General features: G+C 38.6%; 13 protein-coding genes. 8 read left to right on the top strand and 5 right to left on the bottom strand.

The annotated features are described in order from the left end of the window. The first annotated feature begins 291 nt into the window (after positions 1–291). The 6 genes from OQZ33_RS07875 to OQZ33_RS07850 all read left to right on the top strand — a co-directional run bounded on the left by OQZ33_RS07875 (position 292) and on the right by OQZ33_RS07850 (position 10,864). Positions 292–1,464, top strand: coding sequence for a FecR family protein (locus OQZ33_RS07875; RefSeq protein ID WP_265798504.1), 1,173 nt, complete (start codon positions 292–294; stop codon positions 1,462–1,464). 149 nt (positions 1,465–1,613) lie between these two features. Further along, positions 1,614–5,033, top strand: coding sequence for a TonB-dependent receptor (locus tag OQZ33_RS07870; RefSeq protein WP_265798503.1), 3,420 nt, complete (start codon positions 1,614–1,616; stop codon positions 5,031–5,033). A gap of 10 nt (positions 5,034–5,043) precedes the next feature. Continuing rightward, complete coding sequence (locus tag OQZ33_RS07865; protein ID WP_265798502.1) at positions 5,044–6,552, top strand: RagB/SusD family nutrient uptake outer membrane protein; 1,509 nt, start codon at positions 5,044–5,046, stop codon at positions 6,550–6,552. 11 nt (positions 6,553–6,563) lie between these two features. Next, positions 6,564–7,967 carry a PKD domain-containing protein gene (locus OQZ33_RS07860; protein ID WP_265798501.1) on the top strand — a complete coding sequence of 468 codons (1,404 nt, stop codon included), beginning with the start codon at positions 6,564–6,566 and terminating at the stop codon, positions 7,965–7,967. Between the two features lie 52 nt (positions 7,968–8,019). Further along, the gene (locus OQZ33_RS07855) at positions 8,020–8,907 is read left to right on the top strand and encodes a glycoside hydrolase family 16 protein (RefSeq protein ID WP_265798500.1); all 888 of its coding nucleotides are present in this window, start codon (positions 8,020–8,022) and stop codon (positions 8,905–8,907) included. Positions 8,908–9,331: 424 nt separating this feature from the next. Beyond that, positions 9,332–10,864: an IS1634 family transposase gene (locus OQZ33_RS07850; protein ID WP_265798499.1), complete on the top strand. Its 1,533-nt coding sequence runs from the start codon at positions 9,332–9,334 to the stop codon at positions 10,862–10,864. 140 nt (positions 10,865–11,004) lie between these two features. Here OQZ33_RS07850 and OQZ33_RS07845 read toward each other — a convergent pair whose 3' ends face one another. From OQZ33_RS07845 to OQZ33_RS07825, 5 genes are all read right to left on the bottom strand, one after another. Beyond that, positions 11,005–11,610 carry a hypothetical protein gene (locus tag OQZ33_RS07845; RefSeq protein ID WP_265798498.1) on the bottom strand — a complete coding sequence of 202 codons (606 nt, stop codon included), beginning with the start codon at positions 11,608–11,610 and terminating at the stop codon, positions 11,005–11,007. Positions 11,611–11,722: 112 nt separating this feature from the next. Beyond that, positions 11,723–12,115, bottom strand: coding sequence for a winged helix-turn-helix transcriptional regulator (locus OQZ33_RS07840; RefSeq protein ID WP_265798497.1), 393 nt, complete (start codon positions 12,113–12,115; stop codon positions 11,723–11,725). Between the two features lie 126 nt (positions 12,116–12,241). Further along, on the bottom strand, positions 12,242–12,466 hold the full coding sequence (locus OQZ33_RS07835; protein ID WP_056848346.1) for a hypothetical protein: 225 nt from the start codon (positions 12,464–12,466) through the stop codon (positions 12,242–12,244). A 229-nt stretch (positions 12,467–12,695) separates the two neighbouring features. Then, positions 12,696–15,014, bottom strand: coding sequence for a gliding motility-associated C-terminal domain-containing protein (locus tag OQZ33_RS07830; RefSeq protein WP_265798496.1), 2,319 nt, complete (start codon positions 15,012–15,014; stop codon positions 12,696–12,698). A gap of 9 nt (positions 15,015–15,023) precedes the next feature. Beyond that, on the bottom strand, positions 15,024–15,467 hold the full coding sequence (locus OQZ33_RS07825; RefSeq protein WP_265798495.1) for a GNAT family N-acetyltransferase: 444 nt from the start codon (positions 15,465–15,467) through the stop codon (positions 15,024–15,026). Positions 15,468–15,697: 230 nt separating this feature from the next. On the opposite strand from OQZ33_RS07825, the gene OQZ33_RS07820 reads away from it, so the two are divergent. Together OQZ33_RS07820 and OQZ33_RS07815 are read left to right on the top strand one after the other, a co-directional pair. Continuing rightward, positions 15,698–16,972, top strand: a complete 1,275-nt coding sequence (locus tag OQZ33_RS07820) for a hypothetical protein (RefSeq protein ID WP_265798494.1) — start codon at positions 15,698–15,700, stop codon at positions 16,970–16,972. Between the two features lie 3 nt (positions 16,973–16,975). After that, the gene (locus tag OQZ33_RS07815; protein WP_265798493.1) at positions 16,976–17,977 is read left to right on the top strand and encodes an SPFH domain-containing protein; all 1,002 of its coding nucleotides are present in this window, start codon (positions 16,976–16,978) and stop codon (positions 17,975–17,977) included. The last annotated feature ends 1 nt before the right edge of the window (position 17,978 follow it).

The raw sequence follows: 17,978 nt of genomic DNA, 5'->3' as shown, positions 1-17,978 counted from the left end.
TAATCTTTTTGTTAAAGTTGATACTTCGTTAACGCTATTGCAACAAAAAGTATTATCGCAACACTCGGGTTTAGGAAACCTGAGTTTGTGCACATCACTTCATTTCTAAACCTGGCATGGCGGATACCGGCCTTGTGGCTAAGGCCTGAAGGCGTATGAGCATGTGGTAGGAACAAACGCGAAAATGAAATGCAGTCCTTGCTTTTCTAAAATAAAAAAAAAATTCATTTCATCTACTACCTAGGGTTTCCTCAACCTACATGTATTTAATTAGCCAAATATATTGAAGTGATGAGTAAAGAGGAAGTTGAAAAACTTTTAAAAAAATACAGCGCCGGCCTTTGTACTGAAGAAGAAAAAGCTTTGGTAGAATCGTGGCACTTAAATGAGCTATCGGGTAAACACGCTGATGTAAGCCATTCAGAATTGGCAGATGCCCGCAACCAAATGTGGGCTGCCATTCAAGAGGAAACCCAAATTAAAACCGGGCACAGTAAAAAGCTTTGGCTAAAGCTTGCTGCTGCTGCCGTAGTACTTTTCTTTATTGGTGTAGTCGTTAATCGGGAGGTTCAGAAAAATACGGAAACCAAGCAAGCCTTAAACAAAACGGAACAGAAAATTATTAAGCCAGGAGGGAATAAAGCAACACTAACGCTAGCCGATGGCTCAAAAATTTCACTCACCGATGCTTCAAATGGCATAATTGCAAATCAAGCTGGAATAAATATTACCAAAACCAAAAATGGCGAATTAATTTATACGGTGGCTTCGACTTCAAGCGCAAAAAAAGATTTATATAACACCATCGAAACGCCTCGTGGCGGGCAGTATCAAATTAATCTTCCTGATGGTACAAAAGTGTGGTTAAACGCAGAATCATCATTAAGATATCCTACGGCTTTTGATCAGACAAAAAGGTTGGTTGAATTAAAAGGAGAGGCTTATTTTGAAGTGGCCAAACGTTTGGATAAAAACAGCAAGAGAATTCCCTTTACAGTTAAAACGGAGTTAGCTTCTGGGAGAAACCAGGAAGTAGAGGTATTGGGAACGCATTTTAATATCAACGCTTATACCAATGAACCAGGCAATAAAACAACTTTGTTGGAAGGTAGCGTGAAAATCAAAAATCTTCAATCCACTAGATCAGCATTACTTAAGCCGGGACAGCAGTCGCTTATCAGCCTTTCATCGCCATCAATAGTGGTTTCGGCAGTTGACGCCGAAGAAGCGATAGCCTGGAAAGATGGTTTCTTTAGCTTTAATGAAGAGAATATAGAAACGATTATGAATAAAATTGCCCGTTGGTACAATGTGGAAATTGACTATCGGGGTAAAAAAATCAACAAGACTTTCGGCGGACGGATTTCTCGTTTCAACAGCGTAAATGAAGTGTTGGATATGCTTCAAACAACTGATGCGGTACATTTTAAAATTGACGGAAGGAGGATTTTAGTTATGCCATAACCTATACACTTTTCATCATCTTTGATGGTTTTTAGAGTACAGCTTAACTAAAAAACTGGAAGCGCGGCAACGCTCCCAGCTATAATAAAGGCCTTATTCTAATCGTAAAATTGTGAGATACAACTATTCTAAACCTAATAACCAAATATATGAATTTTTATACTGAATGGCTGCCCCAACCTAAAGGGCGCCTGTTTAAATTTCTGCTGATTATGAAATTGACTTTTGTCGTACTAATCACTTCCTTTTTACAGCTTAGTTATGGAGCTGCCAATGCACAAAACGTAACCCTATCAGAAAAAAATACCTCGCTCTTGAATGTTTTTCGTAAGCTTAACAAAAGCGTAGGTTATAACTTTCTCTATGATCTCGATGTGTTGAAAGAAGCAAAACCGGTAACAATCGAAATTAAAAATACCGATATTAAAGAAGCTTTAAGACGCATTTTTAGCGAACAACCTTTGGGTTACACGATAAAAAATAACACCATCATTATTCACCGTAAGCCTGTTGAAGGCATGCCATTAATTATTCGATCTTTTGTTGATATACGAGGAAAGGTAGTGGATGAAAACGGCCAGCCTATGGCAGGAGCCAGCGTAAAAGTAAAGGGTTCTAACCTTGGTGCAGTAACGGATGTAACTGGTGCGTTTTCCTTAAAAGATGTAACTGAAGGTGCGACTTTAGTAGTGTCGTACATAGGCTACGAAAACAAGGAAGTTACGGCATCAAATGGATTAACGATAACGCTTACTCCACAAGCAGGTTTACTGGCTGATGCGGTTGTTATCGGCTACGGAACGCAAAAGAAAAGCGTAGTAACGGGTGCCATTGCATCAGTAAAAGCTACTGATTTGAAAGATATGCCTGTGGTGCGTATTGAACAATCTTTACAGGGTAGAGCTTCGGGCGTAACGGTTACCACGAGCTCTGGTCAGCCTGGAGATGGCGGGGTAGTTAGAATTCGAGGTATTGCGAATATTAATAATGCCAATCCTTTATATGTAGTTGATGGAGTAGTGATTAACGGTGGGATAGAATTTTTAAATCAATCGGATATAGAATCGATTGAGGTTTTAAAAGACGCCGCTTCGGCAGCTATTTATGGTACCCGTGCAGCAAATGGCGTTATCATTGTATCGACGAAAAAAGGCTCAAATACTGGTCGTATTCGTGTAGAATACAATAATTACATTGGTACGCAAGCTCCTTCTACCAAGTTAAATTTATTAAATGCCACACAGTATGCCACCATTTATAATGAATCGCAATTGGCAGATGGTGTTACAGGAGTTCGTTTCCCAAATCCGGCGCAGTATGGTGAAGGAACGAATTGGCAGGAAGCTGTTTTTAACAACAAAGCGATGATTCAAAACCACGATTTAAACATGAGCGGGGGTAATGATAAATCAGTTTATTACGGCTCGTTCAGTTATTTCGATCAGGATGGTATCGTGGCCACGCAAAATTCGAAGTTTAAAAGATTTACAGCCAGATTTAATTTCGAGCATAAAATCACCAAGAATATCAAATTTGGAAACTCAATCGGTTATACCCGAATCAATTCAATTGGTGTAAGTACCAATACCGAGTATGGTTCGCCATTAAGCCGTGCCATCAATATGGATCCAATTACACCAATTGTAGAAACTGATCCTGCAAAATATGGTTTACCAAAGTATCTCAATAATCTGGTCGTTAGAAATGATGCAGGTTTTCCTTATGGGATATCTGACTATGCGCAATCGGAAATTTTGAATCCGGTAGCAGCTTTGCAGGTTGCTCAAGGTAACTCTTGGAGCGATAAAGTGGTTGGAAATGCCTTTGTTGAAGTTGAATTTTTAAAAGGGTTGAAGCTGAGAAGTACAGGTGGTGTGGATTTAGCTTTCTGGGGTGGACAATCATTCCGTCCGATTTATTACCTCAATTCAATCAATCAATCTACTTTAACCGCTTACACCAGAGATAGTAACCGCGGTTTATTTTGGTCATTAGAGAATACTTTGAGTTATGATAAAACTATTGGAAAGCATGTAATTACCGCCTTAGTGGGTTACTCGGCGCAAAAAAACAAAGGCGAAACAAATGGTGGTATTAAAGAGGGTATTCCGGTTGATAACATTCGGGATGCTTCATTGCAGTTTCCGGTAGCCAGAACGAATTCGGATTTTTATGGCGGAGAATATCAAAACACCTTAAACTCTATTTTTGGAAGGCTTATTTATAATTATGATGAGAAATATTTGTTCACAGGTATCATCCGTAGAGATGGATCATCACGCTTCGGTCCAAACAATAAATACGGTTATTTCCCTTCAGGATCTGCTGGTTGGGTAGCTTCGAGAGAAGATTTCTGGCCAAAAAACAACATCGTAACCTTTTTAAAATTCCGTGGTTCTTACGGTGTTAACGGTAATGATAACATTCCTGATTTTAGCTACTTAGCAACCGTAAGCGGAGGAAGAAATTACTCATTAGGAACAGCATCTGGACAGACGTTAACCAATGGAGTAAGTCCGAATGCGCTTTCCAATCCTGATTTAAAGTGGGAAGAAACCTCATCTTTCGATCTTGGTTTCGATGCCACTTTGTTTGAAGGCATTACTTTATCAACCAGCTATTTCAATAAGAAAACTTATGGCATGTTGTTGCAGCAAGTGGTTCCATCTTATGTGGGCAACTCTGGTCCGTATGCCAATACAGCCGATTTATACAACCGCGGTTTCGAGATCGAATTGGGTTGGAACAAAAGAGTTGGTGAGGTAAGTTTTCGTATAGCAGGTAACGCAGCGTTCATCAAAAATGAAGTAACGCTGTTAGGAGCCGATAAAGATTACATACCAAGCAGGCAAACGATTACGCCGCAAAGTTTAGAGGTTACCCGTGTTGCGGTTGGCCAGTCTGTCGATTCATTTTTCGGTTACCAAACTGCTGGCTTGTTTCAAAATCAGGCAGAAATTAATAATTACAAAAATGGTGCTGGCACATTAATTCAGCCAAATGCAAAACCTGGTGATATTAAATTTTTGGATTTAAATGGCGACGGTGTAATTAGTGATGCGGATAGAACTTTCTTGGGAAGATCTAACCCCAACTTTACTTATGGATTAACATTTTCAGCCAAATACAAAGGCTTCGATGTTTCCATTTTTGGCCAGGGTGTTTCTGGAAACATGATATTTAATGGTTTAAGAAGGTTCGATTTAAGTCCATCAAACTATACCACTAACATTTTAAACCGTTGGACAGGTGAGGGAACAAGCAATACAGTTCCTCGGGCTACATTGGCCGATGATAATAAAAATTATAGCCGTGTTTCCAATTTGTTTTTAGAGAGTGGTGCTTATTTCAGATTGAAAAACGTTCAGCTTGGATACACTTTGCCAAAAACACTTGTGAATAAGGTGGGCTTAGATAACCTTAAATTTTATGTAATGGCAAATAACCTATTTACGCTAACTAAATACAATGGTTACGATCCGGAAATTGGTGGGGGTAGTTTAGGTGTCGATCGCGGTTTCTATCCACAGGCGAGATCATTCTTCGTAGGTGTAAATGTTGGATTTTAATAATATAGAGATGAAAACTAAACATATAAAATATTCGATAGCCATTTTGGCCATCATGCAGTTAATGGTTTCCTGCAAGAAAGACTTTTTGGAGTTAACGCCAAAAGGAACCGCGACAGAAGAAAATTTTTATCGCAATGAAACAGAAGTTTATCAAGGCCTGGTTGCCGTTTACGATGTAATGCAATGGGGCACAAGTGGAGGCTACACCATGAAGCAGCCCTTATTAAGTGCTGCATCTGATGATTGCTGGGCAGGAGGAGGTAATGCTTCCGATCAGCCAGGCTGGGTAGCATACGATAACTTCAATATGGATTCGAGGTTGGGTCCACAGGTGGGTTTATGGTCTAAAAATTTCACCGGAATAAACAGGGCGAATATCATTTTAGATAAAATTGAGAAAGCCACAAATTTAAGTGCTGGTTTTAAATCTAGAATAACAGCAGAAGCTAAATTTTTACGTGCCTACTTTTATTTTGATTTAGTTCGGTTTTTTGGTAATGTTCCGTTAATTACCAAACAAATACCAACGGCCGATCTTTACACACAAACACAATCGGCGCCTACAGCGATTTATGCACAAATAGAGAAAGATTTGAGAGAAGCCTTTCCTAGCTTGCCACCAACGGTAGCGGCAAATGAAAAAGGTAGAATTTCTAGAGGAACGGCAAAAGCACTATTAGGTAAGGTGTTACTTTTCCAAAATGACAATAGTAAATTGGCAGAAGCCGCAACGCTATTTAATGATGTGAATAAAACCGGAAATGAATATGGTTATGCCTTGCTTCCAAATTATGCTGATATTTTCAGGCCTGATAATAAATTTAATTCAGAAGTAATTTTAGAGATTCCTCACTCTACCTTATCTGCCTGGGGCGATTGGGGTTGGGTAAATGGTGGCGAAGGAAATGTTGCACCCCAATTTATTGGCATGGATAGCTACAATGGCGATACTTACTCTGCAGGATGGGGTTTTTGCCCTGTAACGCTCGATTTAGTAAACGCCATGAAAGCTGATCCACGTTTTGCAACTTCTATTATAGACGGTGCTGCACTAAAAGCTGCTGGTGCTACTTATACCGCTCGTTATCAGAATACCAATTATTTTATTAAAAAATATGCGCCATTAAAGGCATATCGCTCAAATAGCGGGGTTGCCGAATTAAACTGGCCAATAGATGAGATTGAAATGCGTTTAGCCGATACGTACTTAATGGAAGCAGAAGCTTTAGTAAGATCAGGAGGCAATGCAACGAGAGCTTTGGAATTATTAACTGCCGTTCGGGCCAGGGTGGGTTTAGCCCCGGTACCAGCAACACTTGATAATATTTACAATGAGCGCAGACTTGAGTTGGCTTTTGAAGGACATCGTTTTTTCGATTTGGTACGTACTAACAGAGCTGTTGCCGTGTTGGGTCCATTGGGTTTCAAAGCAGGAAAAAGCGAATTACTGCCAGTTCCTCAACAAGAAATCGACTTGACAAAAGGCGTAATTAAACAAAATCCAGGTTATAATTAATTAGATATATCATGAAATTAAATTATATCATTAAACAAACAGCCGGGTTTTTAAGCCTGCTGTTTGTGCTAAGCTTTAGCGCTTGCAAAAAAGAAAACAACGATAAAGAGCTGGATGCTGCACCAACAGCGGATCAAGTGAAGTTTACGGTTACGCCAACCGCAACAAATGCCAATGTAGTTACGTTAGTCAATCAATCTCCGGGTTTCAAGGCACTATGGGATCTTGGTAATGGCGCTACAGCTGATGGAAATAACGTGACAGCTTCTTATCCTCTCGCCGGAACTTACACCGTAAAATTAACGATTGCAACTGCTGGAGGTTCTGTTTCAAGCACCAAAACGGTAGTCATTGCAGCAACAAATCCTGCCATGTTAACTGATCCAGCATTTACCACATTATCTGGTGGCTTATCTAATGCAGCAGGTTTCACCTGGGTTATTGATCAAAAATCTGCAGGTCATTTGGGTGTGGGTCCAATTACCTCACAAGCACCCGATTGGTATCAGGCTGCGGCAGATGAAAAAAACGGACAGGGTTTTTACGATGACGAGATGACCTTTAACATGAATGCCTTAAAATATACCTACGATAATAAAGGAACAACCTTTGCCAATGCCGCAAATGCGCCTGGAATTGGTGGCCCGGCTGGATCAAATGATCCAACGGTAAACTATACGCCGGCAACTAACTTAACCTGGTTAGTAACAGAAACCAATGGTGTAAAATACTTAACTATTTCTGGCGGAGGGTTCATCAGTTATTATTTGGGTGTATCTCAATATCAAATTTTATCGTTAAACGAGAACGAAATGTGGCTGCGTTGTTTAGATAAAGCAAATGCTGGAAATGCCTGGTATTTGAAACTGGTTAAAAAAGGTTATGTACGGCCTGTAATTCAAAAACCATTGCAAGCGGCAAATTTAAGTGATGATTTCCAGGCTACTGCAACTTTTAGCTGGACTGCAGAGAATGTAGATTTTGTTAGGCCTTATGATAATCCTGCCAAGTTTCCAGTAAATACCTCTGCAAAAGCTGGTTATTACGAGAAAAAAGCTGGAGGCGACGGTCAGTATGGGAATTTAAACGTAACCCTGCCATATCGATTTAACTTAGCCACTACAAATAAGGTGAGGTTAAAAGTTTTCTTCCCTGGCGGAAATGATTTCACTAAAACCCCAGCAACCGTTTCAGTAAAACTACAAAACTCTTTGCTGGGTGGCAATGCCTGGCAGACTCAAACCGAAATTGTGAAAACTTTAACGGCTGTTCAATATAATACATGGACGCAACTAGAGTTCGATTTTTCAGGTATCAGCGGGCAAACGCTCTACGATAAAATTGTAGTTCAGCTTGGTGGAGAAGGGCATCCAAACCCAGGGCTCTTTTACATAGATGACTTCGAATTCAAATAAAATTGTGCTAGATCAGTTGGATTTTAAGGCCAGCTGATCTTTATATATCGATATGATGATCAAGACAAGAAAATATTTCACGAAACAAATTTTTGCTGCATTTGCTCTTGCTGTAATTGGGTTAAGTTCATGTTCTAAAGGCACTGATGATGATGGTTTGGTATATGTTCCGCCAACACCTGCCGGGCCACCGGTAGATAAAGGATGGACGTTTGAAACTTCACCAACCTGGGCCGATGAATTTACGAATACCGGAGCACCGTTAACAAGCAATTGGGATTACGATACCGGTGGAAGTGGCTGGGGCAATAACGAACTCCAGTTTTACACCAACACTACCAATAATGCCAATGTGGCGGGCGGGCTTTTAACTATCACAGCGAAGAAAGAAAGTATGGGTGGAAGAGATTATTCGTCAGCTAGAATGGTAACGAGAAATAAGCTGGATGCCTTATATGGGCGTTTCGAAATAAAAGCGAAGCTGCCTTTTGGAAATGGAACATGGCCGGCCATCTGGATGTTACCCACCGATCGCTTCTATGGTGATTGGCCAAAATCAGGAGAAATTGACATCATGGAGCATGTAGGTTACGACCAGGATATGGTTCATTTTACTACGCATACTGAAGCTTATTATTTTAAAATAAACACACAAAAATCGAGTACTAAGAAAATTGATGGCGTGGGCACTGCCTTTCATTTATACCGCGTAGACTGGACGCCCTATGCCATTCGAGGCTACTTTGATGATGTTAAAGTTTTCGAGTTTGCTAACGAAGGTACGGGATATAAGGCCTGGCCTTTCGATAAAAAATTCCATTTGCTTTTAAACATTGCTGTTGGTGGCGATTGGGGAGGAGCTCAAGGTGTAGATGCTTCTATCTGGCCACAAAAAATGGAAGTAGATTATGTTCGTTATTACAAAATGATTGATAAGTAATTTGCAGGTTAGTTTAATTGTTGAAGTCGTTCCATTCGGGACGGCTTTTTTTGTGTTTAGTCATCAATTAGAATGTGTTTTAGCATTTTTCATACTATTAAGAAGCTGAAAAAAATTCAGCGGAACGACTAAAAAAACCCTGTTTAAAAAGAACGGGGATAAATCATACCGACCTATCCCCGTCATCTAAATTAACGCTCTCAAATATATAAACAGCTAAAAAGCCGATTTATTATATTGAGCAGAAAATATTTTATTTTTTTGCTGCTGGCTTCTTTGCTGCCGCCTTAGGTTTCTTTTCAGTAGCCACTATTTCTTCCTCCTGTCTTCGTCACACAGATTTTAAAACCTTAAAAATCTGCGAATTTGGCCTTGTTTGGCTGTTTTTTTTTGTAAAATTGACTGACCCACGTATCTTTATTATGTGTTTGTTAGAAGAAAGAAGAATAAAAGTGGCAGTACCAGTGTTCAGATTATCGACACTACAGGCGCTAAGGATCGGCTGGTAAAAACGATCGGCTCCAGCACAGATAATTTTGAGATAGATAATCTTTGTAAGAAAGGTCAACTATTCATTGATAGATATCATGGCCAGCAGAAGCTCAATTTACCCTATGATGAGGATCAACATTTTTTTTCTTCTTTAACAGATGGCATCCAACACATACAAATGGTTGGCCCGGAACTTATTTTAGGTAAACTCTTTGACGAGATAGGCTTTAATAACATTCCGGATAGCTTATTTAGGCATTTGGTGATTAGTCGACTAGTATTTCCGCTGAGTAAGTTAAAGACCAGTGAATACCTGTTGAGGTATCATCATATATCGGTTGACATCAGTCAGATCTATCGCTATCTGGATAAGCTTGTCAATAAGCAGAAAGAAGAAATCCAGAGAATCAGCTATGAGCATACCCTCAAGCTATTTGATGGAAAGCTCTCAGTTGTATTTTATGATGTAACAACACTTTATTTCGAGGCTTCCGATGAGGATGATTTGCGCAAGACCGGGTTTTCCAAGGATGGAAAGCACCAGAACCCTCAAATCGTCTTGGGGCTACTTGTAAGTCTGGAGGGCTATCCGCTTGCATTCGATATTTTTGAAGGGAATAAGTTTGAGGGGCATACGATGCTTCCTGTGGTAGAGGCATTCAAGGTAAAATTCAAGTTAGATCAATTGATGATCATTGCCGATGCCGGACTGCTATCCAAGAGTAATGTGGAGCAGCTGCTTGACAACAACTATGAGTTCATTCTTGGAGGAAAAATAAAGACTGAGTCCAATAAGATTAAAAAGCTGGTCCTGGACCACAAATTCAAGGAGGGCGAAAGTTTGATAATCCAACGGGATGAGCATACCAGGCTCATCGTCAACTATTCATCGGCGAGGGCAAAAAAAGATATGCATAATCGAATCAGGGGACTTAATAAGCTCGAGAAATCGGTAAGTTCAGGAAAGTTAAGCAAAACCCATATCAACAATCGAGGCTACAATAAATACCTTAAAATGGACGGTGAAATCGATATTTCAATAGACTATGACAAATTCAAAGGAGATGGTAGATGGGATGGCCTGAAAGGTTATGTAACCAATAGTAGATTAAAAGAGGTTGAGATAATTGAAAATTACAAACATCTATGGCAAATTGAAAAGGCATTTAGAATATCCAAGACAGACCTAAGAATCAGGCCAATTTATCATCGGCTCCCAGCTCGGATATCTGCCCACTTGGTAATTGCTTTTGCATCCTACAAATTATACAAGGAACTTGAAAGGCAACTCAAAGAAAAAAACACAAATCTCACAGTTGAAAAAGCAATAGACCTGATGAAAACAATATTTAAGATTACCATTCAACTTCCACTTTCTAAGAACAATAAAGAAATAATCTTTGCTGCTGAACAGGCTCAAAAGGAACTCCTTGCCATATTTCAGGTAAAACCAATTTTAGACTGACCCATTGACGAAAACAGGAAAAAACCCTGTTTAAAAAGAACGGGGATAAATCATACCGACCTATCCCCGTCATCTAAATTAACGCTCTCAAATATATAAACAGCTAAAAAGCCGATTTATTATATTGAGCAGAAAATATTTTATTTTTTTGCTGCTGGCTTCTTTGCTGCCGCCTTAGGTTTCTTTTCAGTAGCCACTATTTCTTCCTCAATCACAACTTTTTTCTTAGCTGGCGCTTTGGTTTTTTTTACTTCTGCAACTGTTTCTTCTGCAACCTCTTTTTTCTTAGCTGGTACTTTAACCTTCTTTGGTGCTGCAGCAACGTCTTCATCAGTAACTTCTGTTTTCTTTTTTACAGGTGCTTTAGCTTTTTTTGGTTCAGCAATAGCTTCTTCGGCTGCCACTTCTTTTCTCTTAGCTGGTGCTTCACGCTCAACGGCAGGAGCGTCAACTTTCACTTCCTCTTTGGTTTCTGTAGCTTTAGGAGCATCTACATTTTGTAAGTAGTTAACTAAAATTTGTCTTAAATAAACCTCTGGCTTTGGCATATTAATGATGTGGCCAGGTTCTTTATCCTGAGATTGTTTAATGTAAGCCGATTTAATTTTGCCCCAATCCTTCGAATAAAGTCTGATAAACATCTCTACAAATTGCTCGTCTGTATATTTTTTAGGCAACCTACCCAGCACTGCCTGAATTTTTTCTTCTTTTTTATGTAATACCGCCATCGCTTTTATTTTGGGCAAAGATAACCGATATTACAGATAATCATGTAAATAGGAAATTTAAACTTTTTATAAGTTCGAAAAAAAAGGAAAGTTTTAGTGGGGTGGCGAGTATGAAACTTATTCTGCTCATTTAAGCTTCAACTTCTTCTAAAATACCATCAGTCTTTCTGCTTGCCACTAATCTTTCCCGGTGTTGCATTCCCCAATTTCTAAGTTCGTCAATCACTTTATCTAAAGATTCACTGTATTCAGTGAGCTCGTAAGTAACAGTTACAGGAGTGGTAGCGAAGACTTTACGCAGTACAAATTCGTTCAGTTCCAATTCCTTCAATTCTTTCGATAAAATTTTAGGGGTAATATCACCCAACGACTTTTGAATTTCATTAAAACGTTTCGGACCATCCTGAAGTGTTAATATTAATGGCAACTTCCATTTTCCGTTTAAAACATAAAGGGCATCTCTTACTGCATTTAAACTGGTATTACAAGTTTCCAGGGTGTGAATTTCTCTGTTAAAAGCCATGGTATAAAGTTAATAACTTTCCTAAAGGATACTGCTATCCTTTGGGAAAGTAGTACCCTTTTGATATCACAGTAGATTTTCACCTTTTCAGCGCTATATTAAAATCATTTGGTACAATCTTTTAGCTTACTTTTTCTTCCAGCCTTTTTGCATTTTTTTATAAGCTTTCTTGCTAATCTTCGATTTCTTTTTTGAGCGGGATTTGCCCTTCTTTTTACGGGCATTGATGTTATTAACCAACGAATTTTTTACGCCAAGCTTATTCTTCTTCTGGCCTTTTTTCTTTGCTTTTTTGTCTTTTTTCTTTCCGCCTTTTTTCTTACTGTCTTTTTTCTTCTTTTCCTTTGCCATATCTTCTTATTAAATGAATATGAGTAACAACATTCTATAAGATTCAAAGTTCTAAGAGGCTGACTAAATTTCAATGAAATAACGCTTAAGTAAATGGGGAGACCCGACAATAAAGAAAATTGGCCACAGATTTTCAGATTGACCCCAGGGTTTACTTTATCTTTTGCGTCGCAATTAAGCTTATGGTTTTTAAATCGAGTTATAAACTTTTGAGGATTTTTCTTTCTAGCTATCGTACAATAAGCACACTACCCGATAATTTTTTAGCACCTCCTTCAGCAATAATTTGGTAATAGTAAACGCCAACAGGTAATTGCTTTCCGTTAAAAGTTCCATCCCAAGGATTTTTATATCCACCGGAACTAAAAACGATACTGCCGTTTCTGTTAAATACCTTCACCAAATCGCTATTACCCACGCTCGTTACTTGCCAGTAATCATTAATGCCATCGCCATTCGGACTAAAAGAATTTGGCGCAACAATTTCACAGTCGTTTCGAATAAGGGCGGTAATCACATTCGAATATGCATTTGGATTAGTGATACAATTCCCCTCGCTCGCTACCACACAACTTATTTCATCTCCATCATTCAGATTGCTCAATACAATCGTCTTGGTGTTTTGCTTAATGTCCAGCCCATTAATAAACCAGGTATATGCGGTAATATTTTCGTCTCTTTCGATGGTTGCCGTAAAAGTAATCGGCTTTCCAAAACATATCGCTTCATTAGCTGATGATTCAATACTTACCGTTGGTATAACTGCTGGTAAAATACTCATCCTAATAGCGTTTGATTTTCCAGAAGCAACTGGAATACAATAATCATTATTAATAATCTGGAGGGTCACTTCATCACCATCTTTAAGTTCAGTTGTGGTAAATGTTGGATTGCTGTTATTAACCTGTTCGTTATTAACCATCCAAATGTAGCTAGGGTTATCTCCAATATTATCTGTTGCCGCATTAAAAGTGATGGGCGCATTTTCGCAAACAACGCTTGAAATTGTTCGGATAAGCGCAAAAGGCGTTTGGAAACCAGAAACAATTAGTGTTTGGTCTTTCGATTCGACTCCGTTAGTTGCAGTAATAACGCTTGTTCCTTCGCCAACAATATGTATTAATCCATTAGCAATCTCTGCAACTTGTGTATTGCTACTGGAATAAGTGATCGGTAATCCGCTTGTTGCGCCAGGATTAAAGTCTGCATCGCAAGGAGTTTTCGCTAACAACTCAGGAAATGCAATACTACTTGGTGAAATAACTTGAATTTTCACTATGGTACTACTGCTTCCAAAAAGGTTATAAGCGGTAACCGTATAATCATTAAGGGGCGAGGTTGCGGTAGGTGTACCACTAATAATCCCTGTTTTAGCATCGAAGGTTAGTCCTGGCGGAAGGGTTTTGTCAATCGTATAACCAGTTAAGGCTATCTTTCTAATTAAGTTATTTTGGAAATCAGTTACAAAAAGATTTCCTATCACATCAAATGCCAGCATAATGGGGCCATTAAAACTACTATTTGTACCAATTCCATCCATGCGGCCAACCGTTCCATTACCTGCCAGAGTGCTTACAATGCCTGCAGGTGTGATCTTCCTTATTTTGTTATTTCGATAATCTGCAACATATAAATTATCAAGCGGATCAATCGTAATTCCAGTTGGATAATTTAGGCTTGCATTTATTCCTGGTCCATCATTGCTTCCTGCTGTGCCATTGCCTGCAAAACTAGAAACAATTCCTGCTGGAGTTATTTTTCGTATTTTATTGTTTCCGGCATCGGCTACATAAACGTTTCCTGCTCTATCAACAGCAACTCCATCTGGATTATTGAATGTCGCGTTTGCCGCATTGCCATCCAAGTTTCCTGTAGCTCCTGTTCCTGCAATGGTGGTTACAAATCCGGTGCTGGATATTTTTTTGATCTTATTGTTTTTTTGATCCGCTAGATACAAATCTCCGGCATAATCAAAATTAAGTCCGCCTGGGCTATTGAAACTACCCGATGCACCTGCAAAAATGGAGTTGGTGCCAGTGGGGGTTATTTTGTGAATGCTATTATTGTCGAAACTCGATACATAAACATTTCCAGCTGCATCGGCAGTTAGTCCGGTTGGCGTACCGACATTGCCTATTGAAGTAACTTGTGCTGCGGGGCTTATCTTTCTGATAGATCCGCTACCATAGTCACAAACATAAATATTGCTTTGCGCATCTACGCCTATACCAGATGGTAAATAAAAACCAGATGCAGTGCCGGTGCCATTGTAAGATGTTGATCCTCCGCTTCCCGCAAAGGTAATTACCTGTTGATAAACGTTTGCAGGTATGGCTCCTCCAGTATTAGCAGGTATTAGTGGAGATATCGGCGATCCGGTAAAATAAATTTGTGGTGAAACAAAACTTATGTTGGGCGCTTGAGCATTAGCAAGTTTTCCAGTAAGAAGAATCAACAAGCTAAGTAAGCTAACTGTTTTTAATTGGTTGTTCACGAGGGCGTTTGGTAAAAATTTATCTAAACTTACACAAATGTAAATTTTCCTCATCAAACTATTTTATTTTGCTAACTCCATAGCTAAAATAGGGAATGGTTTACCCGCATCATCGTTTTCAAAGCGTTCCATTATAACGAAGCCCAAATGTTTGTAAAAGCCTACTGCTTGTTCATTTTGCTCGTTTACATCCACTTTTGTTGCCTTCATCTCTTCGATGGCAAATTTCATCAATTCTTTACCAATTCCTTTGCCTCTTGCACTTGGATCAATAAATAGCATTTGAATATTATCGTTTGATAAACCTAAAAATCCCAAGATAACATCATGCGCTTTGAAACAAAATAGATCAACTAGATCGAAATATTTGGATAAAATCAGTTGCTTATAAGTTAGAATATCCCTCTCGCTTAAAAAATGATGTGTTGCTCTTACGGATCCTTCCCATACTTTGATCAATATTTCATAATCATTTTGGGTTGCCTTGATGATATTAATTCGTCGCATACCAGGTAGTTGATGGATTGTTAATGTAGTTATTTTCAGACGAAATTGATATCGGAAAGTGCATTTCTAATAAATCGCAAGCCATTAAGCTGAACATCAGAAACGAATATCAATACATACCTCACAAATAATAAACAGATATAAACGCATATACATTTTAAAAACAAACATACCGATGATGGCTTTAATATTGAACATTGATGTGGAACGAATTAAATATTTTACCATAAATGGCAAAACAAATTAAAGCAATTAAATGTCCGCACTGTGGCAGCATAGGTAAAACAGAAATCAAGGCTGATCATTTTATTTGCAGCAGTTGCAACACCGAATATTTTTTGGATAATGACGACATCAACATTAACCACAATATAAATTACAATACTCCTCTATTTAATACAGGAGGAGGTAAAAAAATCGGTCTAATCATTGGCTCGGTAGTAGTTGCATTTTTCGTTGTTGCATTGATAGTTCCACTACTTTTTGTAGGCAAAAAAAGCAAAAATGTTAACGAATATGTTCGGCCAGAATTTAATTGGTATTCTCAAGAGCAGTTGGCTTATACTGATAAAAATGGACAGCCCATTGTTGTTGTTTTTGGCGCCCGCAGATATTCGGGTAATGATAATGAAAATGAAACAGGTACGTATATTAGTTTTTACGATTTGATATCAGATAAAGAACTTAAGACACAAAAAATAGGGACTTTTAATATTTCGAATAGTAACGATTTTAAATTAAAACAATTTAGCAACGGCGATTTATATGCCATCGCCAATAAAACAACCATCTATAAAATCGATAAAGAAAATTATTCACCAATTGATGTATCGCAAAGCTTATTTAAAAATCATACAGCGCTGGCGAGTGGTATTGCAAATGCAGAGTTTGCATACGATAGCAACGGAGAAGCCTTTAACTTAATGACTAACGAGGGTATAAATGTTTTCTTTTTCCCATTGATTGATAAAATTTACACCAAAGATGAAATGAGCGCCAGCCAACCTGCTTTTGAGAAAAAAGAAATAAATGAAAAGCTAAAAACACAATATAGGTTTTCGTTGCATAGTGATGATTACCCTGAAGAGAAAATACAGTTGTTTAAATATACCATGAAAGATAATGAGGGCGGACCTGATTATTATGTGCATTTAAGCTGGATGAATTATAGAGGTAAAAAAATACTCAACTATTTTCTTTGGGATGTCCTCCGTTCTTACACCGATCTCACCCCAGGCAGGGTGTATTTTGATCCTAAAATTCTATTTAGTGATAACGACTATGTAGTTATCGCTACCGATAAAACTCCGGCAGATAAATCACCAACTAATATTCAATGCATTGATGCAAAAAACGGTAAGTTAATCTTTAGCTACCCAGTTCCAACTCATGAAAATTTCCATGATGGCATTCGGTACAAAGATGGATTTGTGGTCAGAGCAGGTAATTTCCTCCTCACTATTGGGATGGATGGAAAATTAATTAAAGAATTTAAATTAAGGTAAACCATGGGAATAATAAACTTTTTCAAAAACCAGCTATCTCAGGTAATAGAGTGGGATAATCAAAACCCAGAGATTTTAGTGTACAAGTTTCCATCTGGTAACGATGAACTTAAAAATGCCAGTAAACTAATTGTTGGGCCAGGGCAGGGTGCCTTGTTGGTTTACGAAGGGAATCTAACCGATGAAATTACAGCAGAGGGCATTTATGATCTGGAAACTGATAACCATCCTTTCATCACCACGCTATTGAAATTGCGTACTGCTTTTGAAAGTGAACACAAACTGAAAATTTATTTCTACCGTACATCAGAAAATGTAAACCAGGGATGGGGTACCGTTCAAGCGATTAAGTACATTGATCCCGTTTATAAGATTCCAGTTGAGCTTGGAGCTAACGGTTCGTTTTCGTTCAAAATAGCAGATGCAAAACATTTATTCAGTAATGTAATTGGCTCGTCAGATCAATACACTGTTCTTGATGCAAGGCAAATGCTCCAAAGTCGTTTTCCGCAAGGTATTGCCTCTTCGCTCGCACAAGGTGGCGTGTCTTATCAAAACATTGATTCGCAACTGCCACTGCTTTCGCAAAATATTAAAGATCAGATTAATAATGAGGTGAGTAACCTGGGTTTCGTTTTAACGGATTTTAAACTTAACGGGACAGTTTTTGACGAGGCCACAAAAGAACGAATTGGCAAGATTGCAGATATTACTGCCGATGCTATGGCTGCTGGAGAAGGTGGTTTAACTTATGTAGAGCTTGAAAAGTTAAGAGCCTTAAGAGATGCTGCCCGAAATGAAGGCGGTTTGGCCGGAGCGGGTTTACAGTTTGGGGTAGGTATGGAGATTGGAAAAACTTTCGATACCATACGAAACGAACAGAGTGACAATTCTGCTTCCGACCCGGTTGCGAAACTCCAACAGCTGAAACTTCTTTTAGATGAGGGTATTATTACGCAACAGGAGTTTGATCAAAAGAAAACAGAATGGCTAAATAAGTTTTAAA

It is taken from the genome of Pedobacter sp. MC2016-05 (assembly GCF_026239735.1).
In the GTDB taxonomy this organism is placed as follows: domain Bacteria; phylum Bacteroidota; class Bacteroidia; order Sphingobacteriales; family Sphingobacteriaceae; genus Pedobacter.
Note: the sequence above shows the minus strand (reverse complement) of the source record. Positions and strands in the feature narration are given on the sequence as shown.

Excerpts from the sequence above, each read along its gene's own strand:
- OQZ33_RS07835 (WP_056848346.1), bottom strand. The coding sequence starts at position 12,466 with ATGGCAAAGGAAAAGAAGAAAAAAGACAGTAAGAAAAAAGGCGGAAAG.
- OQZ33_RS07870 (WP_265798503.1), top strand. The coding sequence starts at position 1,614 with ATGAATTTTTATACTGAATGGCTGCCCCAACCTAAAGGGCGCCTGTTT.
- OQZ33_RS07825 (WP_265798495.1), bottom strand. The coding sequence starts at position 15,467 with ATGCGACGAATTAATATCATCAAGGCAACCCAAAATGATTATGAAATA.
- OQZ33_RS07840 (WP_265798497.1), bottom strand. The coding sequence starts at position 12,115 with ATGGCTTTTAACAGAGAAATTCACACCCTGGAAACTTGTAATACCAGT.
- OQZ33_RS07865 (WP_265798502.1), top strand. The coding sequence starts at position 5,044 with ATGAAAACTAAACATATAAAATATTCGATAGCCATTTTGGCCATCATG.
- OQZ33_RS07875 (WP_265798504.1), top strand. The coding sequence starts at position 292 with ATGAGTAAAGAGGAAGTTGAAAAACTTTTAAAAAAATACAGCGCCGGC.
- OQZ33_RS07820 (WP_265798494.1), top strand. The coding sequence starts at position 15,698 with ATGGCAAAACAAATTAAAGCAATTAAATGTCCGCACTGTGGCAGCATA.
- OQZ33_RS07830 (WP_265798496.1), bottom strand. The coding sequence starts at position 15,014 with ATGAGGAAAATTTACATTTGTGTAAGTTTAGATAAATTTTTACCAAAC.
- OQZ33_RS07815 (WP_265798493.1), top strand. The coding sequence starts at position 16,976 with ATGGGAATAATAAACTTTTTCAAAAACCAGCTATCTCAGGTAATAGAG.
- OQZ33_RS07860 (WP_265798501.1), top strand. The coding sequence starts at position 6,564 with ATGAAATTAAATTATATCATTAAACAAACAGCCGGGTTTTTAAGCCTG.
- OQZ33_RS07855 (WP_265798500.1), top strand. The coding sequence starts at position 8,020 with ATGATGATCAAGACAAGAAAATATTTCACGAAACAAATTTTTGCTGCA.